The organism is Actinoplanes oryzae (genome assembly GCF_030757795.1).
Classification (GTDB): domain Bacteria; phylum Actinomycetota; class Actinomycetes; order Mycobacteriales; family Micromonosporaceae; genus Actinoplanes.
Genome location: NZ_JAUQWH010000051.1, coordinates 24,030 through 50,893, shown reverse-complemented (window position 1 = coordinate 50,893; position 26,864 = coordinate 24,030). Strand labels below are relative to the sequence as shown.

The 26,864-nt window shown below is 73.1% G+C and carries 25 protein-coding genes; 14 read left to right on the top strand and 11 right to left on the bottom strand.

Translation table 11 applies throughout. From position 1 onward, the window contains the following. Positions 1-1,645 (top strand): OmpA family protein (locus tag RBH18_RS18675; protein WP_306209458.1); only part of this gene is annotated, 1,645 nt, incomplete at its 5' end. Here the strand turns inward: RBH18_RS18675 and RBH18_RS18670 are convergent. Continuing rightward, the gene (locus RBH18_RS18670) at positions 1,639-2,367 is read right to left on the bottom strand and encodes an adenosylcobinamide-GDP ribazoletransferase (RefSeq protein WP_306209456.1); all 729 of its coding nucleotides are present in this window, start codon (positions 2,365-2,367) and stop codon (positions 1,639-1,641) included. The two genes, RBH18_RS18675 and RBH18_RS18670, sit on opposite strands and share 7 nt — an antisense overlap. Further along, entirely contained in the window at positions 2,360-4,126 is a 1,767-nt protein-coding gene (locus tag RBH18_RS18665; RefSeq protein ID WP_306209454.1) for a bifunctional adenosylcobinamide kinase/adenosylcobinamide-phosphate guanylyltransferase, read from the bottom strand. The genes RBH18_RS18670 and RBH18_RS18665 overlap by 8 nt, the downstream gene beginning before the upstream one ends. A gap of 123 nt (positions 4,127-4,249) precedes the next feature. On the opposite strand from RBH18_RS18665, the gene RBH18_RS18660 reads away from it, so the two are divergent. Beyond that, the gene (locus tag RBH18_RS18660) at positions 4,250-4,447 is read left to right on the top strand and encodes a hypothetical protein (protein ID WP_306209452.1); all 198 of its coding nucleotides are present in this window, start codon (positions 4,250-4,252) and stop codon (positions 4,445-4,447) included. Further along, positions 4,444-5,262 (top strand): site-2 protease family protein, encoded by an 819-nt coding sequence (locus tag RBH18_RS18655; RefSeq protein WP_306209451.1) that lies wholly within the window; start codon positions 4,444-4,446, stop codon positions 5,260-5,262. Before RBH18_RS18660 ends, RBH18_RS18655 begins: the two co-directional genes overlap by 4 nt. A gap of 31 nt (positions 5,263-5,293) precedes the next feature. Here the strand turns inward: RBH18_RS18655 and RBH18_RS18650 are convergent, their stop codons facing one another. Both RBH18_RS18650 and RBH18_RS18645 read right to left on the bottom strand, forming a co-directional pair. Continuing rightward, positions 5,294-6,283: an aldo/keto reductase family protein gene (locus RBH18_RS18650; protein ID WP_306209450.1), complete on the bottom strand. Its 990-nt coding sequence runs from the start codon at positions 6,281-6,283 to the stop codon at positions 5,294-5,296. A gap of 26 nt (positions 6,284-6,309) precedes the next feature. Beyond that, positions 6,310-11,250 carry a WG repeat-containing protein gene (locus RBH18_RS18645; RefSeq protein ID WP_306209449.1) on the bottom strand — a complete coding sequence of 1,647 codons (4,941 nt, stop codon included), beginning with the start codon at positions 11,248-11,250 and terminating at the stop codon, positions 6,310-6,312. Positions 11,251-11,497: 247 nt separating this feature from the next. On the opposite strand from RBH18_RS18645, the gene RBH18_RS18640 reads away from it, so the two are divergent. From RBH18_RS18640 to RBH18_RS18630, 3 genes are read left to right on the top strand one after another with little or no spacing between them, the layout of a single operon-like run. Next, positions 11,498-12,253: an ABC transporter permease gene (locus RBH18_RS18640; RefSeq protein ID WP_306209448.1), complete on the top strand. Its 756-nt coding sequence runs from the start codon at positions 11,498-11,500 to the stop codon at positions 12,251-12,253. Further along, a complete protein-coding gene (locus RBH18_RS18635) occupies positions 12,246-13,046 on the top strand; it encodes an ABC transporter permease (RefSeq protein ID WP_306209447.1) in 801 nt (266 codons plus the stop codon). The genes RBH18_RS18640 and RBH18_RS18635 overlap by 8 nt, the downstream gene beginning before the upstream one ends. Positions 13,047-13,074: 28 nt before the next feature. Then, positions 13,075-14,013 carry an ABC transporter ATP-binding protein gene (locus RBH18_RS18630; protein ID WP_306209465.1) on the top strand — a complete coding sequence of 313 codons (939 nt, stop codon included), beginning with the start codon at positions 13,075-13,077 and terminating at the stop codon, positions 14,011-14,013. Here the strand turns inward: RBH18_RS18630 and RBH18_RS18625 are convergent. Further along, the gene (locus RBH18_RS18625) at positions 14,010-14,567 is read right to left on the bottom strand and encodes a helix-turn-helix domain-containing protein (protein ID WP_306209446.1); all 558 of its coding nucleotides are present in this window, start codon (positions 14,565-14,567) and stop codon (positions 14,010-14,012) included. The genes RBH18_RS18630 and RBH18_RS18625 overlap by 4 nt on opposite strands. Positions 14,568-14,633: 66 nt before the next feature. On the opposite strand from RBH18_RS18625, the gene RBH18_RS18620 reads away from it, so the two are divergent. Then, on the top strand, positions 14,634-15,410 hold the full coding sequence (locus RBH18_RS18620; RefSeq protein ID WP_306209445.1) for an AzlC family ABC transporter permease: 777 nt from the start codon (positions 14,634-14,636) through the stop codon (positions 15,408-15,410). A 177-nt stretch (positions 15,411-15,587) separates the two neighbouring features. Then, positions 15,588-15,899 (top strand): AzlD domain-containing protein, encoded by a 312-nt coding sequence (locus tag RBH18_RS18615; protein WP_306209444.1) that lies wholly within the window; start codon positions 15,588-15,590, stop codon positions 15,897-15,899. Between the two features lie 282 nt (positions 15,900-16,181). On the opposite strand, the gene RBH18_RS18610 is transcribed toward RBH18_RS18615, so the two are convergent. The 4 genes from RBH18_RS18610 to RBH18_RS18595 all read right to left on the bottom strand — a co-directional run bounded on the left by RBH18_RS18610 (position 16,182) and on the right by RBH18_RS18595 (position 19,841). Next, positions 16,182-16,814, bottom strand: a complete 633-nt coding sequence (locus tag RBH18_RS18610; RefSeq protein WP_306209443.1) for a DUF3043 domain-containing protein — start codon at positions 16,812-16,814, stop codon at positions 16,182-16,184. Positions 16,815-16,894: 80 nt separating this feature from the next. Further along, on the bottom strand, positions 16,895-18,250 hold the full coding sequence (murA, locus tag RBH18_RS18605; RefSeq protein ID WP_306209441.1) for a UDP-N-acetylglucosamine 1-carboxyvinyltransferase: 1,356 nt from the start codon (positions 18,248-18,250) through the stop codon (positions 16,895-16,897). 220 nt (positions 18,251-18,470) lie between these two features. Further along, positions 18,471-19,640: a quinolinate synthase NadA gene (gene nadA, locus RBH18_RS18600; RefSeq protein ID WP_306209439.1), complete on the bottom strand. Its 1,170-nt coding sequence runs from the start codon at positions 19,638-19,640 to the stop codon at positions 18,471-18,473. Between the two features lie 48 nt (positions 19,641-19,688). Beyond that, positions 19,689-19,841, bottom strand: coding sequence for a hypothetical protein (locus tag RBH18_RS18595; protein ID WP_306209436.1), 153 nt, complete (start codon positions 19,839-19,841; stop codon positions 19,689-19,691). On the opposite strand from RBH18_RS18595, the gene RBH18_RS18590 reads away from it, so the two are divergent. From RBH18_RS18590 to RBH18_RS18575, 4 genes are all read left to right on the top strand, one after another. Further along, on the top strand, positions 19,840-21,003 hold the full coding sequence (locus RBH18_RS18590) for a glycerate kinase family protein (RefSeq protein WP_306209434.1): 1,164 nt from the start codon (positions 19,840-19,842) through the stop codon (positions 21,001-21,003). The two genes, RBH18_RS18595 and RBH18_RS18590, sit on opposite strands and share 2 nt — an antisense overlap. A gap of 115 nt (positions 21,004-21,118) precedes the next feature. Next, positions 21,119-21,493 carry an iron-sulfur cluster insertion protein ErpA gene (gene erpA, locus RBH18_RS18585; RefSeq protein ID WP_306209431.1) on the top strand — a complete coding sequence of 125 codons (375 nt, stop codon included), beginning with the start codon at positions 21,119-21,121 and terminating at the stop codon, positions 21,491-21,493. 455 nt (positions 21,494-21,948) lie between these two features. Beyond that, positions 21,949-22,929 carry a carbohydrate kinase family protein gene (locus RBH18_RS18580; RefSeq protein WP_306209429.1) on the top strand — a complete coding sequence of 327 codons (981 nt, stop codon included), beginning with the start codon at positions 21,949-21,951 and terminating at the stop codon, positions 22,927-22,929. 161 nt (positions 22,930-23,090) lie between these two features. Further along, positions 23,091-23,555: an AAA family ATPase gene (locus tag RBH18_RS18575; protein WP_306209427.1), complete on the top strand. Its 465-nt coding sequence runs from the start codon at positions 23,091-23,093 to the stop codon at positions 23,553-23,555. A 3-nt stretch (positions 23,556-23,558) separates the two neighbouring features. Here the strand turns inward: RBH18_RS18575 and RBH18_RS18570 are convergent, their stop codons facing one another. Beyond that, positions 23,559-23,771 (bottom strand): sulfurtransferase TusA family protein, encoded by a 213-nt coding sequence (locus tag RBH18_RS18570; RefSeq protein ID WP_306209425.1) that lies wholly within the window; start codon positions 23,769-23,771, stop codon positions 23,559-23,561. Positions 23,772-23,909: 138 nt separating this feature from the next. Beyond that, a complete protein-coding gene (locus tag RBH18_RS18565; RefSeq protein WP_372338939.1) occupies positions 23,910-25,031 on the bottom strand; it encodes a cysteine desulfurase family protein in 1,122 nt (373 codons plus the stop codon). A 164-nt stretch (positions 25,032-25,195) separates the two neighbouring features. Here RBH18_RS18565 and ctaC point away from each other — a divergent pair, with 164 nt between their 5' ends. Then, positions 25,196-26,131, top strand: a complete 936-nt coding sequence (gene ctaC / locus RBH18_RS18560) for an aa3-type cytochrome oxidase subunit II (RefSeq protein WP_306209423.1) — start codon at positions 25,196-25,198, stop codon at positions 26,129-26,131. 9 nt (positions 26,132-26,140) lie between these two features. Beyond that, entirely contained in the window at positions 26,141-26,566 is a 426-nt protein-coding gene (locus RBH18_RS18555) for a cytochrome c oxidase subunit 4 (protein WP_306209421.1), read from the top strand. The last annotated feature ends 298 nt before the right edge of the window (positions 26,567-26,864 follow it).

Sequence of the window (26,864 nt, the reverse complement as noted above, 5' to 3'; positions counted from 1 at the left end):
TACGGCCTACACGTTCCGGGTCACCGCCACCAACGCGATCGGCACCTCCGCGCTCTCGGACCCCTCGGCGCCGGTCGTGCCGTCGGCGCCCGTGGTCTACGCGCCGCCCGGCGCCCCGGCGGCTCCCACGGCGACGGCCGGCACGTCGTCGATCACCGTGTCGTGGCCGGCCGCCTCAGGGGACGTCGCCGGCTACACGGCCTATGCGACGCCGGGCGGTAACTCCTGCTCGACCAGCACCCTCACCTGTGTGATCGGTGCGGTCGCGGGCACCAGCTATACCGTCACCGTGGTCGCGCACGGGCCCGGCGGCTCGTCCGCCGCGTCGCCCGCGTCCAACGCCGTGACGCCGACCGCCCCGGTGGTGCCGCCGGACGTGCCCGCCGACGTGCCGACGACCCTGACGACCGACAAGGGCCCGGTGGCGCTCGCCGCGCCGGACCAGACGCTCTCGGTCATCGGGACGGGCTTCGCGCCGCACTCGACCGTTCGCGTCACGCTCCACTCCGAGCCGATCACGCTGGGCACGGTCACCACCGACGCGCAAGGCGCCTTCGCGCTGCCGGTGCGGATCCCGGCGGCGCTGGACACGGGCGCCCACACGTTCCTCGCGCAGGGCGTGGACCGGCAGGGCGCGACGCACCGGATGGCGTTGCCGGTCACGGTCGCGCCGACCACGACCGGCAGCTCGGGCAGCGGGGAGACGAGCCAGCAGACCACGTTGCCGGTCCCGCGGGGCGGTGCCCTCACGCTGATCGACGCCTCCGGTTCCCCCGTGAGTACGGTCACCGTGGCGCAAGGCACGTACGCCCTGGACGCCACGACGGGCACCATCACCTTCGTTCCCGTGGCGGGCTTCACCGGCCGGGCGACACCCGTCGCCTACCGGCTCACCGACGCGGTCGGCACCGTGGTCACCGGCAGTTACACCGCCGTCGTCACCGCCGCCGGCGAAGGTCCCGAGGGCCCGCAGCCGTCCACCGGCTCGGCGCGCGTGGTCGTCGGCAAGCGCGTCGTCACCAGCGGGCGCCCGAGCCGCGCCACGATGACGGCGACCGCCACGTTCAGCAGCGCGGTCCGGGGGCGGCACACCGTGCTGCTCTGGAGCACCGTCTCCGGGCGGCGCCTCACCCTCGGGCGCGGGGCGGTGGTGACGAGCACGGCTTCCCGGCGGGTCGTCGTGCCGGTCACGCTGAACGCGGCGGGACGGGCGCTGGCCGCGCGACCGGGCGGCTACCCGGTCGCGGTGGCGATCACGACGGTGCCGGCGAGCGGGCGGACCTTGCGCGCTTCCCGGCGTACGCACCTGGTGCTCAGCTCCTTCACGCTGCCGCGCGCGGTCTACTTCGCCTCGGGCTCGACGGCGATCGGCACGGCGCAGGCGCGGTATCTCGCCGGGGTGCGCCGGCAGCTGGCGGGGGTGCGGACCGTCACGTGCACCGGCTACACCGACGACCGTGGATCGCGGGCGGCCGGGCTCGCGCTGGGACGGCAGCGGGCGCGGGCGGTGTGCTCGGCGGTCGCGGCGGGGCTGGGGGTGCGTACCGTCGTCGTCAGCAGGGGAGAGGCGAACCCGGCGGCGAGCAACAGGACCGCGGCCGGCATGGCCCGCAACCGGCGGGCCGACCTCACGCTCACCTACTGAGCGGCGAGCGCCAGGGCGACCAGCATGAGGGTGGTCGCCAGCTCGACGCCGGCGCCGATGAGGTCGCCGGTCATGCCGCCGAAGCGGGCCACGGCGCGGCGGACCTGCACGACGATCGCCAGGGCGGTCAGCGCAGTGAACAGCGGGCCGAGCCACGGGGTGCCGGGGACCGCGGGCACCGCGACGGCCATCGTCAGCAGCGTCGCCAGGGCGACTCGCCAGGCGGGGACGGTCTCGGCGACCAGGGCGCCGAGGCCCTCCGGGCGGGCGGCCGGGACGCCGCGGCGGCAGATGAGGGTGACGGCCAGGCGGCCGGTGGTCCAGGCGGCGACGAGGGCCCAGGCGCCGAGCTGGGCCACGGCTGCGGTCTGGAGCAGCAGCGTGAGGACGATGGCCGCGACCCCGAACGGCCCGATGTCCGACTTTTTCATGATTTCTAGGGCCTGGGGGCCTCGGCGGTAGGAGCCCAGCGCGTCCGTCGTGTCGGCCAGGCCGTCCAGGTGCAGGCCGCGGGTGAGCAGGACGCCGAGCGTGACCGTGACGGCCGCGCCCAGCAGGCCGGCGGGCAGCACCTCGTGCACGCCGGCGAGGGCCAGGCCGAGCAGCGCGCCGACCAGGGGCGCGAGGGTCATCGCCCCGCCGGCGACCGTACGGTCGACGCGGCCGCCCCGCAGCGGCAGGACGGTCAGCGTGGTGAAGGCCAGCCGCAGGGCGTCAGACACTCGCGGGGCCGGGGCCGTCCGGCTCGGGCTCCACGAAGGCGGCGTCGTCGTCCAGCCCGCCGTCGCCCGGCTCTTCGAGCAGCGCCGGGTGCACCGGCAGGGCGCCCGCCAGCGCGATCGCCGTCCGCAGCAGCGGCAGCGCGGCCAGCGCGTTGGCGCCCTCGCCCAGGTCCAGGCCGAGCTCCAGCACCGGGGTCAGGCCGAGCACGTCCGCGCCCTGCCGGACCAGCGCGAGCTTGCCCGCGTCGGCCAGCAGGCACCAGTGCCGGCTCTGCGGACCCAGGTCCCGCGCGATCAGCCCGGCCGCGATGCCCACCGGCCCGTCGACCAGCACCGGCAGCCGGGCGGCTGCCGCGCCCAGCAGCACGCCGGCCGCCACGGCGAGGTCCGCGCCGCCCAGCTGGGCCAGCAGGTCCTTGGCGCCGCGCGGCTCCTGGCGGATGCGGTGCATCGCGTCCCGGACGGCGGCGCAGCGGCGCATCCACGCCTCGTCGTCGTAGAACCCGCCCGGCACGAGCACCCGGGGCAGCACCGCCACCGGTTCGGCGCCTGTGGTCGCGGCGAGGACGGCGGCAGCCGCGGCGTCCGTGCCGGTGCCGCAGGCGGCGATGACCAGGGCCTCGCGCCCGTCCTCGGCGGCCTGGGCCGCCAGGCTCCACCCCTGGCGCAGGGCGGCGTCGACGGCCTCGGCGGTCAGCACCGGGCCGTCCTCCATCGCGCCGCTCTCCGGTACGCGCACCACCGCCAGATCCGCCCCGGCACTGCCCGCCAGCCGGGCCAGCGCGCCCGCACCGGCCTCCGCCTGACCGGCCCGGCGCTCGCCCTCGGCGGGATCGCTGCCGCTCGCCGCGCCGCCCGCGTGGTGGCCGGCCAGCAGCAGCACCCGGGCCGGGCCCCACGGGCGTGGGGTCGCGGTGCCCTGCGTCGCCGCGGCGAACTCGACGGCCTCGATCAGCGCACCCAGGCCGGCGCCCGGAAGGTCGAGGGTGACCAGCCGATCGCGGGCGTCCGGACCGGCGTCGCTGTCGGGCAGCGGCAGGTCCATGCCCGGCTCGATCTCGGAGACGTCGCCGGCGCCCGCGGTGACGGCAACGATGTCGGGGCGCTCCGCCGTCGCGGTCCCGGTGAGCGGCGTGGCGGCAGCCGCCACGCGCACGGCCGCCGGCGGCTCGACGGTCACGCTCTCGTCGGCCTGGACGTCGGTCACGATGCCGGGCTCGTCGGGGGACGTCTTGAGCCACGCGGGGCGGCCGGCGACGACGAGCACCACGCGGTCGCAGGCGTCGGCGAGCGCCTGGTTGGCCGTGCCGACCGCGTCGGCGAAGGCGCGGCCGAGCGGCGTCTGCGGGACCAGCGACAGGCCGACCTCGGGGCTGACCAGCACGACCCGGCCGGCGCAGGAGCGCACGGCCTCGGCCAGCGCGGTGACCGTCGCCACGTCGTCGTTGGGCTGGTGTGCCGGGTCGAGCAGGGCGGCCACCCAGCCGCCCAGGTCGTCGATCAGCAGCGTGTCGTCGGGCTTGGCCTCCGTCAGCAGGGCCGTCAGCCGGGCCGGGTCGGCGCCGGTCTCCTCGGTGCTCCAGGCCTGCGGGCGGCGGCGCTGGTGCGCCTCGATGCGGGCCAGCCACTCGGGGTCGTCCTGACCGCCGGCCGCCGTCGCGACATAGCGGACCGCGGGCGCGTCGGCGACCAGAGCCTCGGCGAACGCGGACTTCCCCGACCGGATCCCGCCGAGCACCAGAACCGAATTCCACGACATGACCCGTACCTTAGAGCCGTCATGGTCGTTGCCGTGGCGCGCCCCGCCCGCGCGCCCGCACGGGCGCGTCGCGCCGCACACCGTAGGGTGGGACGAAAGCTCATTCGAGGAGGGCGACAGCACATGCCGTGGAGTTGGCGGTACGAGGGCGTCGACGGGCAGCCGGTGGCCGGTCCCCAGGAGTCGTTCAGCAGCCAGGCCGACGCCGAGTCGTGGCTGGGGCAGGTGCACCGTGACCTGGCGGCCGCCGGGGTCACCCAGGTCAGCCTCGTCGAGGACGACCGGGTCGACTACAAGATGAGTCTGCTGCCGGGCGAGTGAGCAGCAGCTTCCAGGTGAGCCGCGGGGCGCCCCGGAGCGCCTTCGTGCCCAGCCCGGTCTTCATCGGCATCCTCGCGCTGGTCGTGGTCAGCGGGTGGATGACGTGGACCGGCTTCGGCAACATCCGCGTCGACGTCTTCCTGCTGGTCATCTCCGGGTGGATCCTGTCGCTCTGCCTGCACGAGTACGCCCACGCCCTGATCGCCTACTTCTCCGGCGACCGGGGCGTGGCGGACCGCGGCTACCTGCGGCTCAACCCGCTGAAGTACACGCACCCGGTGCTCAGCATCGTCCTCCCGCTGATCGCGGTGGTGCTCGGCGGCATCGGCCTGCCCGGCGGCGCGGTGTGGGTCGACCACGCGCACATCCGCAGCAAGGTCAAGGAGTCGCTGATCAGCGCGGCGGGCCCGGGCACCAACGTGCTCTTCGCCCTGCTGCTGGCCATCCCGTTCTGGTTCGGCGCGGCCGACGACGCGCTGGTGATCAGCGGCGGCACGGCCTCGCTCGGCCCGCACGGGGAGTTCTGGCTGGGCCTGGCGGCGCTGGGCTTCCTGCAGGTCACCGCGAGCCTGCTCAACTTCCTGCCGGTGCCCGGTCTGGACGGCGGCAACATGCTGCGGCCCTGGCTCAACCCGGCCTACCAGCGGGCCTACGACCTCTTCGCGCCGTACGGCTTCCTGCTGCTCTTCGTCCTGCTGTGGCAGTCGAGGATCAACGTCATCTTCTTCGACGTGGTCGACTGGCTGTGCGCGCTGATCGGGATCCCGGGCGATCTGGGGCAGGTCGGGCTCGCGTTCATGCGGTTCTGGAGCTGAAAGGGGGTCCCGGCACGGGACCCCCTGACCGTTACGGCCGCTTGGCCGGGCTCACGGTCTTGGCCGGGTCGCGCTCGGCGATCCCGCCCACGACCTCGTCGATCGCCTTCATCAGGTCGGCCTCGAGCTTGACGCCGGCCGCCTTCGCGTTGTCGTGAACCTGCTCGGGACGCGAGGCGCCCACGATCGCCGCGGAGACGTTGTCGTTCTGCAGCACCCACGCGACGGCGAGCTGGGCCATCGACAGGCCCGCCTGCTCGGCCAGCGGCTTGAGCTTCTGGACCGTGGTGAGCATCTCGTCGCTCATGTAGCGCTGGATGATCTGCGAGTTGGACTCCGCGCGCGATCCGGCCGGCGGCTGCTTGCCCGGCTCGTACTTGCCGGACAGCACGCCCTGCGCGATGGGGGAGAAGACCACCTGGCCGACGCCCAGCTCGATGCTGGTGGGCACGACCTCGGCCTCGATGACCCGCCACAGCATCGAGTACTGCGGCTGGTTCGACACGAGCGGGATCTTCAGGTCCTGCGCGAGCTCCCAGCCGGCCCGGATCTCGGAGGCGGTCCACTCGGAGACGCCGATGTAGTGGGCCTTGCCGCTGTGCACGACGTCCGCGAACGTCTGCATCGTCTCCTCGAGCGGTGTCTCGTAGTCGTAGCGGTGCGCCTGGTAGACGTCGACATAGTCGGTCTGCAGCCGGCGCAGCGAGCCGTTGATCGACTCCTGGATGTGCTTGCGGGACAGGCCGCGGTCGTTGCGCCCCGGTCCGGTCGGCCAGAAGACCTTCGTGAAGATCTCCAGCCCCTCCCGGCGCTCGCCCTTCAGCGCGCGGCCCAGGACTTCCTCGGCCTTCGTGCCCGCGTACGTGTCCGCGGTGTCGAACGTGGTGATGCCCACCTCGAGGGCGGCGCGCACACAGGCCTTCGCCGCGTCCTCCTCGACCTGCGAGCCGTGGGTGATCCAGTTGCCGTACGCGATCTCGCTGATCATCAGGCCGGAGCGGCCCAGGTGACGATATTCCATGGAGCGGAGGCTACCCGCCGGTTCACTTACAAAACGGGGCGCGTCTCCGCCCGCTGCCGCTCGATCTCGCGCGCGACCTCGGCCGGGTCGGCGTGCGCGTGGTCGATGAGCGGCTCGCCCCGGCGGTCGAGGGCACCCCAGCGCCCGTCCGCGTCCGCCACGACGAAGGCGACCGGGTGGATGAGCAGCTTCGCATGCACCGCAGGTACGACCACCTGACCGGCCGCGTCCACCACGCCGACCCCGTCCCCGGCGTCGACCACGGCCAGCCCCTCCTCGGTGAACCCGTCCACCGGGCCGCCGCCGGTCAGCACCGTCACGAACCCCTGGTAGCGCGGCGCCACCACGATCCGCCCGTGCCGGTCGACCGCACCCCAGCCGCCGCGGCGTACCGGGGCGACCCCGCGCCGGAACGGCCGCACCTCGTCGAACCCGCCGGGCACGATGACCCGGTTGTGCCAGTCGACCGCGATCCAGCCGCCCTCGTCCTCCCGCGACACCCAGGCGAGCCCGTCGGAGAAGGGCCCGACATTCCGGTACGCCGACGTGTCGTCGATCAGCAGCGCGCCGGACTCGTCGATCAGCTCCCAGGCGTCCGCATCGGGCTTGCGTACCCACGCGGCACCCTCGGCGAAGGTCTTCGCCTCCGCGTAGAGCGCCGGGACGACGAGGTCGCCGCTGCTGTTTGCGTACCCGTGCAGGCCGGTCTCGTGATCCGCGGAGGGCTGCGGCGGACGGCTCTGCTGCAGAATCTCCTCCCGGGACCGCGGGTACGGCCCCCAGCCGCCCTCCTGCACGCGCGCCATCACGGCGTCGAGCGCGGCCCCCGTCCGGGCGACGAGCTCGGGATCCTCCACCCGCCGCAACTCCAGCGCCCGCTCGAAGTGGTTGCACGCCTCGAGATAGCGCCCCTGCTCGTAGCACGACCGCCCGGCGTTCACGTGCATCTCGGCCCGCAACCGCGCGGGCAGCTCGACGGAGTTCGCCTCCGCGTAGAGCCGGTCCGCCTCCGCGAAATCACCCCGCCAGTGCTGCACCCCGGCGACCCGGGCCTGCACGAGCGCGGTCAGCGCCAGCTCACCGGCGGCCTCCGCGTGCCGCAGCGCCTCCCGCCCGTCCGCGAGCGCCCGCCCGAACTCCCCGAGCAGCCGGCTCGTCACCGCCCGCAGGCTCAGCAGCCGTGCCCGGATCGCGTCCCGCTCGGCGTACTCCAGCCGGTCGCTCAACCGATCCCGCAGCCCCAGCAGCAGCTCGGGGTCATCGGCGCGCTCCCGCAGCGTGACCGGGTCCACCACCCACGCGTACGCCGAGAGCACCTCCTCAGGATCCGCCCGCCGCCGCTCGACCTCCACCACCGGCTCCGGCGGAGGCGCCACGGTAAGCACCGGCAACTGCACCGACGGCGCCCGTACGGGGTCCTCGCCGCCCTGCGCGTCCTGCACCTCCGCAGCCGGCTCCTCGACGGCTGTCTCCGGCTCCTCGCCGGCGTGCTCCTCTTGGGCGTCCTCTGCCTGGGGCTGCTCTTCCTTCTGCTCTTCCTGGGGCTGCTCTTCTTCAGCTGCAGTGTCTTCGGGCTCCGCTTCCGGGGGCGCCGCTTCCTCGGCCGGCGTGGCCTCGGCCTCGGATTCCTCGCCCCGGGGTTCCTCTGCCTGTACTTCCTCTGCCTGCGGTTGCTCTGCCTGTAGTTCCTCGGCTTGGCCCTGCTCCGGGTGCGTGCCATCGCCCGGTAGCTCCGCCGCTTCCGGGCTCTCGGTGTCTGCGGCTTCCTCCGGCTCACCCGCGTCGCCGGAGTCCGTCTCCCGGTCCGAGTCCTCGGCATCCGGCCCCGCGGGAGCCACATCATCCGACGTTGCTTCTTCCGACGGCGGCTTCTCCTCGCCCGCCTCGTCAGAAGCGGGCTCCTCGACTACGACAGCAACCGCATCAACCTCGGCAGACCCATCGTCCGCGGCGTCCTCGCCGCTCTCCGCGATCGCCTCGGCAGTCTCCGGGCCTTCGGCGCCCTCGTCCGTGCGCGCCTCGACGTCCTGCTCCTCGAGGGGCGCTTCGTCCGGCTCCGCCTGGACGAGTTCGGCCTCGACCGCCGCTTCCTCGATCGCCGCTTCCTCGATCGGTGCTTCCTCGACCGGCGCCTCCGCCGGTGCTTCCTCGGCCGGTGCTTCCTTGGCCGGGACGTCCGTCGTGGCCAGCGCGTTTTCACCGGTGCCGGAGAACCAGTCGAGCCGCACGGGCACATCCGGAGAAACCGGCGCGGCGGGCACAACCTCCGCCGACGCCGGAGCCGGCGAGACGGGCAGCGACTCGGGATCAGCCGTAGCCGCACCCAGCCCGCTCATCTTCAGCAGCCAGCCAAGCCCGCGTTCCTCGTCCTCGTTCCCGGCGCCGCCGTCCGGGGCCCCACCGAGGTCGCCGCCGGACGCACCGGCCTCGCTCGCGAGATCATCAGCGCTCCCACTTCCGATCTCGCCGGCAGGCGCGCTACCGAACTCGTCGGCAGGCGCGCTCTCGAGCTCCCCGGCAAGCGCGCTACCGAGCTCCCCGGCAGCCGGCTCGATCTCCCCGGCCACGAACGGCGGCCCGCTGGCGGCAGGCTCGATCGCCTCCGCCGCCGCAGCCCCGCCCGTGAACGGCACCCCGCCGGGCACCTCCGTGATCGCCGTGTCCTCCAGCGATCCGGTCGCCGCCTGCTCCCGCGGCTCGCCGAGCGCAGCGCCCTCCCCGGGCAGCTCCGTGATGGCCGTGTCCTCGAGCGAAGGATCGACGCCGGTCGGCGCGCCCGACGTGCCCGCCACCGCGGAGCTGCCCGCCGTGCCGGCCGGGGCGGTCGCCTCGGACGCAGCGCCGTGACGACCGGGATCCGCTGCTGGCGAACCCGGGTACAGCGGCCCACCGGCCCCGGCCACCGGCGCCCGAGTCTGCGCCGCCGGAGCGAAAGATGGCGCCGGCGACGCGGCTGCCGGCGACGTGGGGGTAGGCGCCGAGGACGTCGGGGCGCTCTCCCGCGACGGTGCCGGCAACCGGGTCTCGGTCGGCGGCTCGACGTCGCGCGTCCCCGGAGCACCGGCTCCCACCTGCGGCGCGAACGAAGCCGACGACGTAGGCGACGGCGACGCCTGCGGCGAGAAAGGTGTGGCCGCACTTCGAGGCGTGAAAGGCGGCGCCGCACTCTGGGGTGCGAACGGCGGCGCCGCACTCTGGGGTGCGAAAGGCGGCGCAGCCTGCTCAGGCGCCGCGTAAGGAGGCGTGGGCGGCTCCTGCCCGTAGGGCGCCCGGGCGGAGGCGTCCGGGGTAGGCGCCGGGCGAGCGTCCTGTGATGGCGCCGGGCGGGCGTCCTGGGAAGGCGCGGGGCGGGGGTCGGCCGGGGGAGACCAGGGCGCGTTCTGTGCCGTCGGCTGGGGCGCCGGGAAGCCGCCACGGGGCAGCCGGTCCTCCTGGGGCGGACGGCGAAGGTCCTGGCCGGGGCGGGCGTCCGGGGCGTCGTGCCGGTTGTCCGGAACCTGCTGCCACCCCTGCTGGGCGGATTGGCGCTGGTCCTGCGCCGCGGGCCGCGAGCCCTGGCGCGGATCGACCGGACCCTGCCAACTCTGCCGCGAGTCGACCGGCCCCGGCTGCCCCTGGCGCGCGTCGAACGGCGTGCGGTCCTGCCCCGGCTGCTCCTGGCGTGGGTCGAACGGCGTGCGGTCCTGCCCCGGCTGCTCCTGGCGTGGGTCGAACGGCGTGCGGTCCTGCCCCTGCGCAGCGAAGGGCGCCCGGCTCGGATCCGGTGCGGCGTGCGGCGTCGCGGCGCCGGGCGCGGGGGAGTGGCCGCCCGGCTGGCGCTCGTGCGGCTGGGGCTGCGGGCGCTGCTGGTTCCAGGACGGTTGCTGAGCCCGGGGCTGCTCCCAGGATCCCGGCTGCGGTCCGTCCCAGGGCGAGGACGGCGACCGCTGCGGCTGGGCGGCCTGCGGAGGCTGCGCGGGCCGCGAAGGCTGCGGGGCTCCCGAGGGCCGCGCGGACTGCTCCCACGCGGGCGGTGGGGGCTGGTCCCACGCGGGCGGCTGCGGCCGGCCCGGCTGCCCGTAGGGCGAGTGCGGCTGCTCGTATCCCGGCCGCGGCTGCTGGTAGGCCTCCTGCGGATAGGACGCGGCCTGCTGAGGGCCAGGCTGGTAAGGATCGGCCTGCTGAGGACCGGGCTGGTAGGGGTCGCCCTGGTGGGGAGCAGGCTGGTGCGGGCCGGGCTGGTAGGGGTCGGCGTGGTGGGGAGCAGGCTGGTGTGGGCCGGGCTGCGGGGAGCCCGGCGTGCCCGGCTGGCGGAAGCCCGGCTGCTGGGACTCGGGCAGCCGGTCCGGCAGCGGCACGGGACGGTTCCAGGACGGCTGGCCGCCCGCGGCCGGCCCGCCGAAGCCCTGCCCGCCGCGGCCGGGACCCTCCCACGAGGGCGGCGGCTGCGGGGGACGTCCGACCGAGGCGCGTCCCGAGGCGGGGGAGACCGGCCGGGCGCCTCGGCCCGGCGCCCCGGAGTCGGGCCCCGCGTAGCCGGCGCCCGAGACGGGCGGGACGGCGCGGCCGTAGCCCGCGCCCGAGACGGGCGGGACGGCGCGGCCGTAGCCCGCGCCCGAGACCGGGGGGACGGCGCGGCCGTAGCCAGCGCCTGACACCGGGGGGACGGCGCGGCCGTAGCCGGGGCCGGAGACGGGGGGACCGGAGACCGGCATGCCCTCGAACGGGGCGCCCGAGGTGGGGGCGTCGAACGACGGCGGGGACGAGGCCTGGGCGATGGTCTTGAAATCGGCGTCCCAGGCGGCCGCGGCCGAGGCGGCGGCCGACGCGTCGTACACCGGGTGGTGGACGGCGCGGCGCCGGCCCGGGTCGCCGGGGTAGCGCTGGCCCGGGAGGGGTTCCCACTCCCAGGTGATCTCGTAGACCCAGGCGGGCTCGTCCTCCCAGCCACCGTACGGATAACCGCTGTGGGAGCTCCAGCCGTTCATCGGGCACCCGGACAGGTACCGGACAGGTGGCTACTGAGCGTCACGACGATCCGCCTTGTCGAAATTGCATGGTGGCGTCGCGGAGCGGCGGGTAGGGTCGCCGGGCTCCGCTGCGGGGTTCTCGTGAAAGGAGATTAACGGCGTGGACCTGCCCGACGCCAGGGTGCCCCTGCTCTCACGAGTCCAACCGTTACGCGAGTGGGTCACTACGTTCGGTGCCCTCTCGTGGTCGGGTTTCCGGCGGTACATGTCCTACCGGCAGGCGACCATAGCCGGATCGTTCACCAATATCGTCTTCGGGTTCCTCCGGTGTTACGTGCTGCTCGCCGTGGCGGCCGGCGCGGTGGGGCAGCAGGCCGCAGGGTACGACGCCCGGCAACTGGTCACGTACGTGTGGGTGGGTCAGGGTCTATTCGCCGTCATCCTGCTGTGGGGCTGGACCGAGCTGGCCGAGCGCATCCGCACCGGCGAGGTGACGGCCGACCTGCTGCGGCCGGTCCACCCCGTGACCAGCTATCTCGCCGCTGACCTGGGCCGGGCCCTGCACGCGCTGATCTTCCGCTTCCTCCCGCCGCTCGCGGTGGGCGCGCTTTTCTTCGATCTGTACGCCCCCCGGCGCTGGTTCACCGTCCCCCTCTTCGCCGTCTCGATCGCCCTGGCGACCGTCGCGTCGTTCCTGATGCGCTTCCTGGTCAACGCCAGTGCCTACTGGCTGCACGACGTGCGCGGCCCGATGACCTTCTGGACCCTGTCGTCGGGTGTGCTGGTCGGGCTCTACTTCCCGCTGCGATTTCTCCCCGATTGGCTGACCGTCGTCCTCTACGTGGCGACCCCTTTCCCCGGGCTCATGCAGACGCCGGCGGACGTGCTCGTCGAGCGGGACCCCGTACCTCAGCAGTGGGGTCTCGTGGGTTTGCAGTTGATCTGGGTGCTCGTGCTGCTCGGGCTGGCGCGGCTGGTCCAGCACCGGGCGCAGCGGCGACTGGTGGCCCAGGGTGGGTGAGGTGAACGCGTACGTCGCCCTGGCCAAGGGGCAATGGCGCTCGGTCTTCTCCTATCGCACCTCCTTCGCGGTCGATCTGCTCAGCAATGTCCTCTCGTCGGCGCTCGACGTGGTGACCGTGCTCGTATTGTTCCGCGCGACCCGGACCGTCGGGGGTTTCACCCTGGCGGAGGGGCTGCTCGTTGTCAGCCTCTCGTCGCTGTCCTTCGCGGCCGCCGACCTGGTGGTGGGTAACGTCGATCACCTCAAGACGTACGTGCGGAGCGGCACCCTGGACGCCGTCCTCGTCCGGCCCCTGCGCGCGCTGCCTCAGCTGCTGCTCATGGACCTGCCGATCCGCAAGGGTCTGCGCGTGCTCGTCGGCCTCGCCGCCCTGATCGTGGCCCTGAACCTGAACGACATCCCGTGGGACGCGTCACGCGTCGTGCTCGTGATCACAGCTCCTGTTGCCGGGGCTGTCATCTTCGGGGCGATCTTCGTCATCAGTGCGAGCACCGCGTTCTGGTGGATCGACTCGGGCGAGGTGGGCAGCGCGTTCACCTACGGGGGGCGGGACTTCACGGCGTACCCCGTGTCGGTCTATGCGGGCTGGTTCCGGGCGCTGTTCGCGTACGCGCTGGGCTTCGGTTTCGTGGCCTACCAGCCGGCGGTGACGCTGCTGGGCCGCGCCGATCCGCTGGGCCTGCCCGCCTGGACGGGCTTCCTGTCGCCGCTGCTCGCGCTGGTCGCGACCGGCGTGGCGGCCCTGGTGTGGCGCGCCGGCATCAAGCACTACCGGAGTACGGGATCCTGAGGGGAGCAGCGTGACCAGCGTCATCGACATGCGGGGCCTGCGCAAGGACTTCACGGTACGGGTCCGCAAGGGCACGTTCCGCCGCGAGAAACGCACGGTGGCGGCCGTGGACGGCATCGACCTGAGCATCGCCCGGGGCGAGATGGTGGGCTACATCGGCCCGAACGGCGCCGGCAAGTCGACCACCCTCAAGATGCTCACCGGCGTGCTGACGCCGTCCGCGGGCGAGGTGTCGGTCTGCGGCCTCGCCCCGGTGCCGCAGCGCACCCGCCTCGCGCTGCGGATCGGTGTCGTCTTCGGCCAGCGCTCGCAGCTGTGGTGGGACCTGCCGCTGCACGAGTCGTACACGCTGCTGCGTCACATCTACCGCGTGCCGCCCGCCGATCACGCCGCCCGCCTGCGGCGCTGCCGGGAGCTGCTCGGCCTCGACGAGTTCCTGGACACGCCGGTCCGCCAGCTGTCCCTGGGCCAGCGGATGCGCGGCGAGCTGACCGCGGCGCTGCTGCACGGCCCCGAGGTGCTGTTCCTCGACGAGCCGACGATCGGGCTCGACGTGGTGAGCAAGCAGGCGGTCCGCGGCTTCCTCGCCGAGCTCGGCGCGGGCGGCGACGTCACGCTGGTGCTCACCACGCATGACCTGGCCGACATCGAGCGCCTCTGCCGCCGCCTGGTGGTGATCGATCACGGTCACGTGGTGCACGACGGCACGATCGAGGACCTCCATTCCCGGTACGGCTCCCGCCGCCGCCTGGTCGCGGACCTCGACGCCCCGCTGCCGCCCGGCTTCGTGGTCCCGGGCGCCGACCTGGTGACCACCGAGGCCGACGGCCATCGCGTCACCTTCGAGCTGGTCTCGTCGTCGGCCGGGGCGGTCGCGGGCGCGCTGGCCGCCGTGGGCCTGCGCGACCTGTCGCTCCAGGAGCCGGACATCGAGGACGTCGTGGCCCGCCTCTACGCCGCCGGCTAGCGATACTCCTCGATCAGGATCGCCCACGTCCCCGGGCTCAGCGCCTCGTAGTAGTGCGGCACGTCGCCGGGGAAGGACGCGTAGTCGCCCGGCGCCAGCTCGGTCGTCTCGCCGGCCGGCCCCGTCCGGAGCAGCCCCGCGGCCACCACGATGTGTTCGACCGTGCCCGGAATGTGCGCCTCGGCCTGGCGGGGCGATCCCGGCTCGAGCTCCAGCACGTACAGGTCACGCCGCGCCTGCGGGGCCCCCGTCGCCAGCACCCGCGCCACGAAGTCGGCGTGGTCGGCGTGCAGCCGCGTCTGCTCCGCCGCCCGGATCACCTGCACGGTGGGCGCGGGCGGTTCGACCAGCCTGCTGAAAGGTACGCCCAGGGCGACGCCGAGCGACCACAGCGTCTCGATGCTCGGGTTGCCGGTGGCGTTCTCGAGCTGGGAGAGCGTGGATTTCGCGATGCCCGCCCGCCGGGCCAGCTCGGCGAGCGAGATGCCGGCCCGCTCCCGTTCCCGGCGCAGGGCCGTGGCGATGGTGGCGAGCGGCGGCGCGGACTGATCCATGTTCACTCCGTCGGTCGGGTCGTTCGGTTTGACGAACGGCAGGCGGGTCGTTCATTATTTTGAACCATGCGTACGTCGAAGCGAACACCGCCTCGGGGCGGCGCGCTGTCCCGTTCCCGCCCGGCCGGTTCGCCCCGGGACGGTGCTCTGCTTCGCGACGCGGCTGCCATCGCGGCCGCCATGATCGCGGTCGGCGGGTCCTTCGGGGCGATCGCCGTGGCGTACGAGCTGCCGCTCTGGGTGCCCTTCGCCATGTCGACCCTGGTCTTCGCCGGGGGCGCCCAGTTCCTCGCGGCCGGTCTGCTGGCGGCGGGCAACCCCGTCGCGGCCGTGCTGGCGGGCCTGCTCCTGAACGCCCGCCACCTGCCGTTCGGCATGGCCGTCGCCGACACGATCGGCCCCCGGTGGCGCGATCGCCTGCTCGGCAGCCACCTGATGACCGACGAGACGGTGGCCTTCACCCTGCGCGAGAAGGATCCGGCCCGGCGCCGCCGCACGTACTGGATGATCGGCCTCACGCTCTTCACCTCCTGGAACGTGGGCACGGCGCTCGGCGTCCTGATCGGCACGGCCGCGGGCGACCCGGAGGTGCTGGGCCTGGACGCGGCGTTCCCGGCCGGCCTGATCGCGCTGATCCTCCCCGCCCTGGGCGACCGGGCGACCCGGGCGGCGGCGGTGACCGGGGCCGCGCTGGCCGTCCTGCTGACCCCGGTGCTGCCCGCGGGGTTGCCGGTGTTGTGTGCGCTGCTCGGGCTGCTGGTCCTCTTCGTGCCGCGCATCCGGTCCGGGCCCCGGCGCCGGTCCAAGCTCTCAGGCCGTTTCTGGTTCCGGTCCGAGTGCTGAGCCCGTCCCCGGCCCGGACGGTGATCCTCGCGCCGAGCCCGTCCCCGGCCCGGACGCTGATCCTCGCGCCGAGCGCGTCCCCGGCCCGGACGTTGTTCCTCGCGCCGAGCCCGTTGCCGTCAGCTGCTCCCGCCCCGGCGCTGGTCCGCGGTCCGGTAGCCCCCGTGGGAGTGACTCATGACACTGCTCGTGGCCATCCTCGTCCTGGGCGTCGGGACGTACACGATGCGGCTGAGCGGGGTCCTCCTCCGCGACCGGCTCGAACTCTCGGAACCGGTCCAGCGCCTCCTGCCCATGGCGGCAACCACCCTGCTCGCGGCGCTGGCCACGACGGCAGCCCTGACGGAGAGCGCCGCGTTCGTGGGCCCGGCGCGGCCGCTCGGCGTCCTGGTGGGAGCGCTCCTCGCCGCCCGCCGCGCACCCTTCGTCGTGGTCGTCGTGGCGGCAGCAGCAACCGCCGCCCTGCTCCGCCTCGCCGGACTGCAATAACCACCCGCCGCGAGCGCCCATTTAGCTCCGCGCCGCCGATGCCTGTCTGGCTCCGAGGTGCGCACGCTTCGCAGCGGCGGCGAGTCGCGTTGCGGTGGCCGCGCTCCGCGAGGATGCCGGTGGCCGCGCACCGCGAGGGCACCGGCGGCCGTTCCTCGTGACGGGTTGCCCCTGTGGCGCCCGGCCCGCGCGGCGGACACGAGGCCGGGGAACGCCAGGCCGGGGACGCCAGGCCAGGGACGCCCAGGCCGGGGACGCCCAGGCCGGGGAATGCCAGCAGGGTCAGATCTTGGCGCCGAACTCCACCTGCGGCTTCGGCACGCGCATCCGGCGGAACGAGATGCCGCGCATGATGCCGTAGAGGTAGAGCGACCCCATCCGCTCCTTGGTGTCCGGGAAGCGCTCGGTCACCAGCTTCTTGATCCGGCGCGAGATGAGGAAGCTGTCGACGATGACGCTGATCGCGAGCAGCGCCCACAGCAGGTTGGCGGCCAGCTGCACCTGGATCGGCATGTTGCCGAGCGAGCCGATGAAGACGAGGATCGCGCCGCCGAAGAACCAGGTGCCGGCCGTGCGACGGGAGTCGACGATGTCCCGGACCAGCTTGCGCTCGGGCCCGCGGTCCCGGGCGAGCAGGTAACGCTCGTCGCCGGCGCGCATGCCCGCGGTGGCCTCGGCGCGCTCGGCCCGCTGGCGCTCGCGCATCGACTTGTACGCCTCGCGGCGGTTGGCGGGCGCGGCGGCCGCGTCGTGGCGGCGCTGGCTGCTCTGCCGCTTCGGCGTCTGCTGGCCAAGCTCCTTCTTCGAGGGCGTGTAGCCCTTGCGGACCGGCTCGGTGGCAGGGTCGGGCTCGGTCACCGTGGCGGTGGAGTCGGCGACCAGATCAGCGGACTTGCGGCGAAACAGCGAGGACACCCCCGCAGCGTAGCCAAGTCAGGTCACAAATCCGAAACCGCGCCTCCCACCGGCGGGCGGGAGACGCGGTCTTGGGGCGATCAGATGCGCTCGACGTGGGCGCCGAGGGCGGCGAGCTTGTTCTCGAAGTCCTCGTAGCCTCGGTTGATGAGGTCCACGCCGTACACGCGGGAGGTGCCCTCGGCGGCCAGGGCCGCGATGAGGTGGCTGAAGCCCGCGCGGAGGTCCGGGATGACCAGGTCGGCCGCGTGGAGCTTGCTCGGGCCGGCGATGACCGCGGAGTGCTTGAAGTTGCGGCGGCCGAAGCGGCAGGGGGTGCCGCCGAGGCAGTCGCGGTAGACCTGGATCGTGGCGCCCATCGAGTTGAGCGCCTCGGTGTAGCCCAGGCGCTGCTCGTACACGGTCTCGTGCATGATCGAGAGGCCGCGGGCCTGGGTGAGGGCGACGACGAGGGGCTGCTGCCAGTCGGTCATGAAGCCGGGGTGCACGTCGGTCTCCAGCGCCACGGCCTGCAGCTCGCCGCCCGGGTGCCAGAATTTGATGCCGCCCTCGACGCCCGTGACGCCGGGGCGGCTGACGCGGGCGTCGGTGACCTCGTACTGACCGCCGATCGAGCGGAAGACGTTGAGGAACGTCATCATGTCGGCCTGCTGCGCGCCCAGGACCTCGATCTCGCCGCGGGTGGCGAGGGCGGCGGCGGCCCAGCTGGCGGCCTCGATGCGGTCCGGGATCGGCTTGTGCTGGTAGCCGTACAGCCGGGGGACGCCCTGAATCTCGATGACGCGGTCGGTGTGCACCTTGATGATCGCGCCCATCTTCTGCAGGACGCAGATGAGGTCGACGATCTCGGGCTCGATCGCGGCGTTGCGCAGCTCGGTGACGCCCTCGGCGCGGACGGCGGTGAGCAGGACCTGCTCGGTCGCGCCGACGCTCGGGTACGGGAGCTCGAGCTTCGTACCGTGCAGGCCGTTGGGGGCCGTCAGGTGCATGCCCTGGGGGGTCTTGTCGACGATCGCGCCGAACTCGCGCAGCGCCTGGATGTGGAAGTCGATCGGCCGCGGGCCGATGTGGCAGCCACCCAGGTCCGGGATGAACGCGTGCCCGAGCCGGTGCAGCAGGGGACCGCAGAACAGGATCGGGATCCGCGAGGAGCCGGCGTGGACGTTGATCTCGTCGCTGCTGGCACTCTCCACGTTCGTGGGGTCCATGATCAGCTCGCCGTCGTCGGTGCCCTTCGTCACCTTGACGCCGTGCAGCTCGAGGAGGCCGCTGACGACCTCGACGTCGCGGATGCGCGGCACGTCGAAGAGCGTGCTCGGGGTCTCCCCGAGCAGGGCGGCCACCATGGCCTTGGAAACCAGGTTCTTGGCGCCACGGACCCGGATCTGCCCGTTCAGCGGCGTACCGCCGTGGACGGCCAGGACGTCGTCGGTCAACGCAACCTCCTGAGGCGGGCGCATCAGCGCGCCCGGAGCGAGTAGGGGTGCTGCCGGCGGTGGGGGGTACACCGGAGGCAGCCGCCCGGGCAGCATAGCCCTGCGTGACCATCGCGAAAATCACCACAACGCCCAGCGCGGCACGAATTGCTGATGATTAAGCCAAGAAAAAGGTACGGCGGAGCGCTGGGCTTATCATCCGCTACTCAACGTGACGGACTTACGGGAGGGCGAGCATCTGGTCGAGGGCCACGCGGGCGTACTTCGCGGTGTCCTCGTCGACCGTGATCTGGTTGGGCACGCGCCCCGCCACCAGCTCCTCGAGCGCCCACACGAGGTGCGGCAGATCGATGCGGTTCATGGTGGAGCAGTAGCAGACCGTTCGGTCGAGAAACATGATCTGTTTGTCCGGGTGGGCGAGCGCCAGGCGACGGACGAGATTGAGCTCGGTGCCCACCGCCCAGGCCGACCCGGCGGGCGCGGCGTCGAGCGCCTTGATGATGTATTCGGTCGAGCCCACGTAGTCGGCGGCGCGCACGACCTCGTGGCGGCACTCGGGGTGGACCAGCACGTTGACGCCGGGCACCCGCTCGCGCACCTCGCGCACGCTGTCGATCGTGAAGCGCCCGTGCACCGAGCAGTGCCCGCGCCACAGGATCATCTTCGCGTCGCGCAGCTGCTCGGCCGTCAGCCCGCCCTGCGGCTTGTGCGGGTCGTAGAGCACGCAGTCGTCGAGGTCGAAACCCATCTCGAGGACGGCCGTGTTGCGGCCCAGGTGCTGGTCGGGGAGGAAGAAGACCTTCTGACCCTGCTCGTACGCCCACCGCAGCGCGCGCTCCGCATTCGACGACGTGCACACGACGCCGCCGTTGCGGCCGACGAAGCCCTTGATGTCGGCGGAGCTGTTCATGTAGGTCACCGGGACGATGTCGCCGGCGATGCCCAGGTCGGCGAACTGGTCCCACGCGGTCTCGACCTGCCCGAGCACCGCCATGTCGGCCATCGAGCAGCCGGCGGCCAGGTCGGGGAGGATGACCTGCTGCGCGGCGCTGGTCAGGATGTCGGCGCTCTCGGCCATGAAGTGCACGCCGCAGAACACGATGAACTCCGCGTCGGGCTTGGCGGCGGCCTCGCGGGCCAGCTTGAACGAGTCGCCCGTGACGTCGGCGAACTGGATGACCTCGTCGCGCTGGTAATGGTGGCCCAGCACGAAGACGCGGTCGCCCAGGGCGGCCTTGGCGGCGGTGGCCCGGGCGACCAGGTCGGGGTCGCTGGGCGCGGGCAGGTCGCCGGGGCAGTCGACGCCGCGCTCGCTGGCGGGGTCGGTGCCCTGGCCGAGGAGCAGCAGCGCGAGAGGGGTGTTCGCGGGTTCGGTCCAGGTCGACGTCACGCCACTATGTTTCCACAGCGTGACGTCGATCGAGGTGTGGCGAAGCCCTCAGCGCGGGCGGCGGCTCTGGAAGCGCGTGGCGAGTTGCTTCAGCTTCGCCTGGTTCTCCGGCTTGGCCAGCTGGCGGCGCCCCTCGGAGATCACCTTCTGGCCCTGCGGGCTGGCAAGGAACTTCTGCAGTCTCTGAACAAGCGTGGGCATGCCTATAACGTTGCCAGCCGAGGCTGAGCGAAACCTGTACTTTCTGCTCGTGCGCGTACTCATCTGCCCCGACAAGTTCGCCGGAACGCTCAGCGCCGCCGAGGTCGCCGCCGCCGTGGCGCAGGGCTGGCACGAGGTCGCGCCCGCCGACGAGTGCGTGCTGCGGCCGCTCTCCGACGGCGGCCCCGGCTTCGTCGACGTGCTCGGCACCGCGCTCGGCGGCCGCCGGACAACGGTCGCCACGGTCGACCCCCTCGGGCGCCCGGTGCGCGGAGAGGTGCTGCTCGCCGGCACCACGGCCTATGTCGAGAGCGCCCAGGCGTGCGGCCTGCACCTGCTGACCGCGGAGGAGCGCAACCCCAACACCACGACGTCGTACGGGCTGGGCCTGCTGCTGGCGGCCGCGGTCGAGGCGGGCGCCTCCGAGGTGGTCGTCGGGCTGGGCGGATCGGCGGTCAACGACGCCGGCGCCGGGATGCTCGCCGCGCTGGGTGCGGGGCCGGTCGACGTCGGCGGCTACGCGCTTCCCTACGGCGGAGCAGCCCTGGGTACGGCCGAAGCACTCGCCGGAACGCCCCAGCTGCGCCAGGTCAGCCTGGTCGCCGCGACGGACGTGGACAACCCCCTGACCGGCCTGTACGGGGCCAGCAACGTCTTCGGGCCCCAGAAAGGCGCCACCCGCGAGGACGTCATGCGACTGGACGCCGCGCTCGAGCACTTCTCCGGCGTACTCGAGAAGGCTTTTGGGGTCGAGGGTCTGGCCTCGATGCCCGGGGCGGGCGCGGCCGGGGGCATCGGCGCGGCGCTGCTGGCCCTGGGTGGCCGGGTCGTCTCCGGAATCGGCCTCGTCACCCGCCTGATCGGCCTCGACGCGTCGCTGGCGGCCGCGGAGCTGGTCATCACGGGAGAGGGCTCCTTCGACCACCAGTCCCTGCGCGGCAAGGTGACCGCCGGCATCGCCAACCAGGCCCGCGACCACGGCCTGCCCTGCGTCGTCGTCGCCGGCCGCAACGAGACGGGCCACCGCGAGGCCGCCGCCGCGGGCGTCACCGAGACGTACGCCCTGGTGGAGCACTACGGCTCGACCGAGCGCGCGCTCGCCGAGCCGGCCGCGGGGCTGCGCGAGATCGGCGCCCGGCTGGCCCGGCAGTGGAGCCGCTGAGCGCGTTCCGGGATTCCGGTGGCCGACATCTCGCACCTGCCGATTGGGAATAGGGCCCGGGAGAGTTAGCGTTGACCTCTACGGCACATCAGCTGACCGGCAGGGAGAACCGCACGTGACCACTGAAGCGCACACCGAGTCGACCGAGGCCACCACGGCCACGCCGACCGGCGTCATTTTGACCGACGTCGCGGCTGTCAAGGTCAAGGCCCTGATCGAGCAGGAAGGGCGCGACGACCTGCGGCTGCGCATCGCCGTCCAGCCCGGCGGCTGCTCCGGCCTCCGCTACCAGCTCTTCTTCGACGAGCGCTCGCTCGACGGCGACGTCGTCAGCGACTTCGACGGCGTCGAGGTCGTCGTCGACCGGATGAGCTCCCCCTACCTCGCGGGCGCCACGATCGACTTCGCGGACCGCATCGACGCCCAGGGCTTCACGATCGACAACCCCAACGCGCAGAACAGCTGCGCCTGCGGCGACAGCTTCCACTGAGCCGCCCGGCGGCCCCGAGCCGCCACCGCACGCCCCGAAGGCCGCCAGTCCCCAGCCGGGACCGGCGGCCTTCGCCGTCCCCGGTCAGCGCCGCTCGCTCCCGGTCAGCGGGCTCGTTCCCGGTCGGCGCCGCTCGCTCCCGGTCAGCGCACTTGCTCCCGGTCAGCGTCGCTCGCTCCGGTCAACGTCGCTCGCTCCCGCTCGGCGTCGCTCGCTCCCGGTCAGCGCGCTCGTTCCTGGTCGGCGCCGCTCGACGCAGGGCAGTGCCGCTCGTGCTGGTGCCGGCCGGCCGGGCGCGAACGCCCGCGCCGAAGCGGTCCGGGCGGTTGCGTGACACGCCCGGCGCGCTCGAGGGTTGCTCTCGGCGTGGTGGAAGCGGGACGACGCGGGGATGTCCGGCATGCGAACCCCCGGTAGGCTCCTGGGGTAATCGCACCCGACCCCCGAGGGCCGCCATGAAGATCGCCGTTACCGGCTCGATCGCCACCGACCACCTGATGCATTTTCCCGGCAAGTTCTCCGAGCAGTTGATCGCCGATCAGCTGCACAAGGTCTCCCTCTCCTTCCTCGTCGATGATCTCGTGGTCCGGCGCGGCGGCGTGGCGCCGAACATCGCGTTCGGCATGGGGAAGCTGGGGCTCCGCCCGATTCTGGTTGGTGCGGTTGGTGCCGACTTCGCCGACTACCGGTCGTGGCTCGAGCGGCACGGGGTGGACTGCGGGTCCGTGCACGTCAGCGACGTGCTGCACACCGCCCGGTTCGTCTGCACGACGGACGAGGAGCTGAACCAGATCGCGTCGTTCTACGCCGGCGCGATGGCCGAGGCGCGCAACATCGAGCTCGCCCCCGTCGCGGAGCGCGCGGGCGGCCTCGACCTCGTGCTGATCGGCGCCAACGACCCGGCCGCGATGCTGCGCCACTCGGAGGAGTGCCGGGCCCGGGGCTACGCGTTCGCCGCCGACCCGTCGCAGCAGCTCGCCTGGATGGACGGCAAGGACGTCATGCCGCTCATCGAGGGGGCGCGCTACCTGCTCACCAACGAGTACGAGCGCTCGCTGCTGGAGACCAAGTCCGGCCTCACCGGCGACCAGGTGCTCGAGCACGTGACGATCCGGGTCACCACGCTCGGCGCGGACGGCGTGGAGATCACCGGGCGGGACATCGAGCGGATCCACGTGCCGGTCGCGCGGGACGTCGTGCCGCAGGACCCGACCGGGGTCGGCGACGGCTTCCGGGCCGGCTTCTTCGCGGCGCTCAGCTGGGGCGTGGGGCTCGAGCGGGCGGCGCAGGCCGGCTCCCTGGTCGCGGCGCACGTCCTCGAGACGGACGGCGGCCAGGAGTACGACATCCGGCCCGATCTGTTCCTCAAGCGGCTCGCCGACTCGTACGGTGATGAGGCGGCCGCCGAGATCCAGCCTTTCCTGACGAAGGCGTGACAAGGGCCTCACGGGGCCGATGACGGGCGACGGTCTGACGAGACCCCGCGGGCGACGAAGGCTGGCGTAGGACGAGGGCCGATGACGGAGGCGAGCGCAGGGCTGACGCAAGCCTGAGCCGCGCTCCGCGGGCCGCACGGAAGCGAACGAGGAGAACGACTGTGGTGCTGGCCGTCTTCGCCGGGCTGCCGGGTGTGGGAAAGACCACGCTGGCGCAGCAGGTGGGGGCGGCCCTGCCCGCGGTCGTCCTCGCGGTCGACACCGTCGACTCGGCCCTGCGAACGTACGATGTGCGCGATCCGGGCCTGGCCGCCTACGGCGTGGTGGCCGCACTCGCGGAGACGCAACTCACCCTCGGCCACAGTGTGATCATCGACGCGGTGAACCCGGTGCGGGCGGTGCGGCAGCTGTGGACGGATCTCGCCGAGCGCCTCGACGTGCCGCTGCGGGTGGTCGAGGTGGTGTGCGGCGACGACGAGGAGCTGCGGCGCCGGCTGGAAGCGGGCGGCGCCGGCGCGGCGGGACAGCCGGCCGCGTACGAGCCCTATCTCGGTCCCCGCGTGGTGGTCGACACCCACCTGGCCAAGGATCCCGTCCCGCCGGTCGTGAACTACCTGCGCCCGTGACCGTCAGCTGAGCCGCCGCACCTCGTAGACGCCGGGGGAGGGGCTTCCCGCGTACTCCTGGTGCTTCAGCCGGCACCACGCCGGGATGTCGTTGGCCGCGGCCGGGTCGTCGGCCAGCACCCGGATCAGGCCGCCGACCTCGACCTCCGGCAGCGCCCGCGCGAGATCGATGATCGGCAGAGGACACCGGCGCCCGCGCGAGTCGACGACGGTCATGGCCCGACCACCGTCGGGAGGAGCCCGCGGGAGTGGACGACGGTCATGGCCCGACCGCCACCATCGGGAGACGCCCGCGTGGGTCGACGACGGTCGGAGCGCCGGCGGCCGTGATCGAAAATAGACACCGGCGGGCCGTCACAGGCCGGCCTCCGCGCGCAGGCCGGCGACGATCCCCGGCAGCTCCGCCAGGAAACGGTCCACGTCGGCGGCCGACACGCCGGGATGCAGCGACACGCGCACGTTCCCGTGGCTGAGCACTCCCATCGCCTCCAGCACGTGGCTCGGGCGCAGGGTGGACGCCGTGCACGACGAGCCCGACGACACCGCGAAGCCGCGCCGGTCGAGGGCGTACAGCAGCGCTTCCCCGTCCACGTACAGGCACGAGAACGTGACGAGGTGCGGCAGCCGGTCGTCCGGGTCGCCGATGATCTCCACGTCGGGGACGGTCGCCGCGACGGTGGCGCGGATGCGGCCGACGAGGGCGCTCTGGCGTACGGACTCCTGCTGGGCCTCGGCCAGGACGGCCCGCAGGCTCGCCGCGGCCGCGACCACCGCCGGCAGGTCGAGCGTCCCCTGTGCCCGGGGCCTGTGAAGATCGTCACCGGGGTGCGGCGACACCCATCGCGTGCCCTTGCGCACCACCAGCACGCCGACGCCCGCGGGGCCTCCCCACTTGCGCGCGCTGGCCGACAACAACGACCACCCCGCCGGTACGGGCGCATGGCCGACCGTCTGGGCGGCGTCCACGTACAGGGGCACGTCGCCGCACAGCGATGCCGCCGCGGCGACCGGCTGCACGGTGCCCACCTCGTGGCTGGCGCTGATCAGGCTCGCCAGGGCCACGCCGGGGCGGGTGACGGCGTCGGCCCAGGCGTCCAGGTCGAGGCGGCCGAGGCGGTCCACTCCCACCTCGGCGGCGTCGCCGTGGCGGGCGGCGGCGTGCAGGACCGCGGAGTGCTCGATCGCCGAGTGGACCAACGTCCGGCCTGCTCGGACACGTCCCGCGAGTCCGCCCAGGACGGCGGCGTGCGCGGCGGCGGTGCCGGACGGCCAGAAGCTGACCTCGTCGGGCCGTACTTGAAGGCAGCTCGCGACCGTGGCCGTCGCGGCCTCCCGCAGCTGCTGGGCCCGCCGGCCCGCGGCGTAGAGCCGATCCGGGTCCGCCCAGCCGTCCTCCAGCGCCGCGAGCAGTGCCTGCCGGGCGACCGGATGCAGCGGCGCCGCGCTCGCGGCGTCCAAATAAGCGTCGGCTTCCACCAGAGAACGGTATCGTCACGGCAACGGGGGTGTGCCCGCAAGATCCGACCCCCGGCAGGCAGAGGGCCTCGGCAGGTCGAGTAGTGTGCGACCGTCGGTGACACCTTGCCGTCGGTGTCCGGATTTCGCTGGCACCGGGCGGTGCTCTAGGGAGGCAGGAGCAGGTGGTCTCAAGGAGTTCGGTCGCGCGACCTCGCGTCGTTCGGCTCGCCGGGCTCGGTGTCGGTGGTGCTCTGCTGCTCGCCGTGCTGTCCGGCTGTTCGGCCGATCAGATCGGTGACGCCATGGGCGGCTTCGGCTGGCCCAAGCACGGCATCACCGAGCAGGCACACGACATGTACGACATGTGGATCGCGTCGGTGATCGCGGCCCTCGTCGTGGGCATCTTCGTGTGGGGCCTGATCTTCTGGTGCATCATCCGGTACCGCAAGCGGGGCGACAAGCTCCCGGTGCAGACCCGGTTCAACATGCCCATGGAGGTCCTCTACACGGTCACCCCGGTGCTGATCGTGGCGGTGCTCTTCTACTACACCGCGATCGTGCAGACCGAGGTGGACAAGCTTTCCGCCAAGCCCGACATGACCGTCGAGGTCGTCGCGTTCAAGTGGAACTGGCAGTTCAACTACCGCGACGGCATGGGCGAGGACGCCAACACGGTCGCCTCGACGCTCGGCTCGACCGACGTCATCCCGCTGCTCGTGCTGCCGACCGGCAAGAAGGTCCGGTTCGAGGAGACCAGCAAGGACGTCATCCACTCGTTCTGGGTGCCGGAGATGCTGTTCAAGCGGGACGTCTTCCCGGGCAACGTGCGCAACGCCTTCGAGGTCACCCTCGACAAGGAGGGCCGCTACGTCGGCCGGTGCGCCGAGCTCTGTGGCACGTACCACGCGTTCATGCAGTTCGAGCTCGTCGTGGTCTCGCCGGAGAAGTTCGACACCTTCCTGCAGGCCAAGGAGGGCGGCGCCACCACCGAGGACGCCATGGAGGCCATCGGCTTCACCGGTGACCAGCGCTACGCGGTGACGACGCAGCCGTACGACAGCCGCCGTCACACGGACTCCTGGAACCAGTCCGGCCAGACCACGGCGCTCGGGAAGTAGGGGACCAAGTTGAAGACCGAATACAAGATCTTCGCGGGCGTCGCCGTCTTCCTCTTCGGCGCGGCGATCGTCTACGGCCTCTACACCCACGGCGAGGTCGGCCACCTCGAGTGGATCGGCACCGTGGCGCTGGTCCTGTCGGGCCTGCTCTGCTCGATGTGCGGCGGCTTCTTCTGGTTCGTCGCCCGGCGCATCGACGACCGCCCCGAGGACCGTGAGGACGGCGAGATCGCCGAGGGCGCCGGCGAGATCGGCTTCTTCAGCCCCGGCAGCTACTGGCCCTTCGGCCTCGCGCTGGCCGCCGCCACCGCCGGCCTCGGCCTGGTCTTCTGGATGTGGTGGCTGATCGCCCTGGGCATGATCATGGTGGTCTTCGCCGCCTGCGGTCTGCTCTTCGAGTACTACTCGGGCACCCGGCACCCGGTCGAGCACTGACCCGCTGAGTTTCCCGCAAGGCCCGCACTTCGGTGCGGGCCTTCTGCGTTTCCGGCCTTTCCCGGGTACGGCGGGCCGGCGTCGATGGGCGTGACCGCGCCCAGGCTGCCGGTGTTCGCCGGACGCCCAGGCTGCCGGTGTTCGCCGGACGCCCAGGCTGCCGGTGTCGCCGGATGCTGTCGCCGGATGCGCAGGCTGCCGGTGTCGCCGGAGGGCGCTGTCACGCGTGTGTCGCAGCGGCAATCCGGCCGGCCGCACGCCCGGGCATCCCGCCGCGCAGTGCATCGACGCGTCGCGA

Coding starts and splice junctions, on each gene's coding strand:
- RBH18_RS18590 (WP_306209434.1), top strand. CDS start 19,840: ATGCCTATAACGTTGCCAGCCGAGGCTGAGCGAAACCTGTACTTTCTG.
- RBH18_RS18615 (WP_306209444.1), top strand. CDS start 15,588: ATGACACTGCTCGTGGCCATCCTCGTCCTGGGCGTCGGGACGTACACG.
- RBH18_RS18595 (WP_306209436.1), bottom strand. CDS start 19,841: ATGCCCACGCTTGTTCAGAGACTGCAGAAGTTCCTTGCCAGCCCGCAG.
- RBH18_RS18625 (WP_306209446.1), bottom strand. CDS start 14,567: ATGGATCAGTCCGCGCCGCCGCTCGCCACCATCGCCACGGCCCTGCGC.
- RBH18_RS18630 (WP_306209465.1), top strand. CDS start 13,075: ATGCGGGGCCTGCGCAAGGACTTCACGGTACGGGTCCGCAAGGGCACG.
- RBH18_RS18665 (WP_306209454.1), bottom strand. CDS start 4,126: ATGTCGTGGAATTCGGTTCTGGTGCTCGGCGGGATCCGGTCGGGGAAG.
- RBH18_RS18570 (WP_306209425.1), bottom strand. CDS start 23,771: ATGACCGTCGTCGACTCGCGCGGGCGCCGGTGTCCTCTGCCGATCATC.
- RBH18_RS18660 (WP_306209452.1), top strand. CDS start 4,250: ATGCCGTGGAGTTGGCGGTACGAGGGCGTCGACGGGCAGCCGGTGGCC.
- RBH18_RS18650 (WP_306209450.1), bottom strand. CDS start 6,283: ATGGAATATCGTCACCTGGGCCGCTCCGGCCTGATGATCAGCGAGATC.
- RBH18_RS18580 (WP_306209429.1), top strand. CDS start 21,949: ATGAAGATCGCCGTTACCGGCTCGATCGCCACCGACCACCTGATGCAT.
- RBH18_RS18645 (WP_306209449.1), bottom strand. CDS start 11,250: ATGAACGGCTGGAGCTCCCACAGCGGTTATCCGTACGGTGGCTGGGAG.
- RBH18_RS18620 (WP_306209445.1), top strand. CDS start 14,634: ATGCGTACGTCGAAGCGAACACCGCCTCGGGGCGGCGCGCTGTCCCGT.
- RBH18_RS18640 (WP_306209448.1), top strand. CDS start 11,498: ATGTCCTACCGGCAGGCGACCATAGCCGGATCGTTCACCAATATCGTC.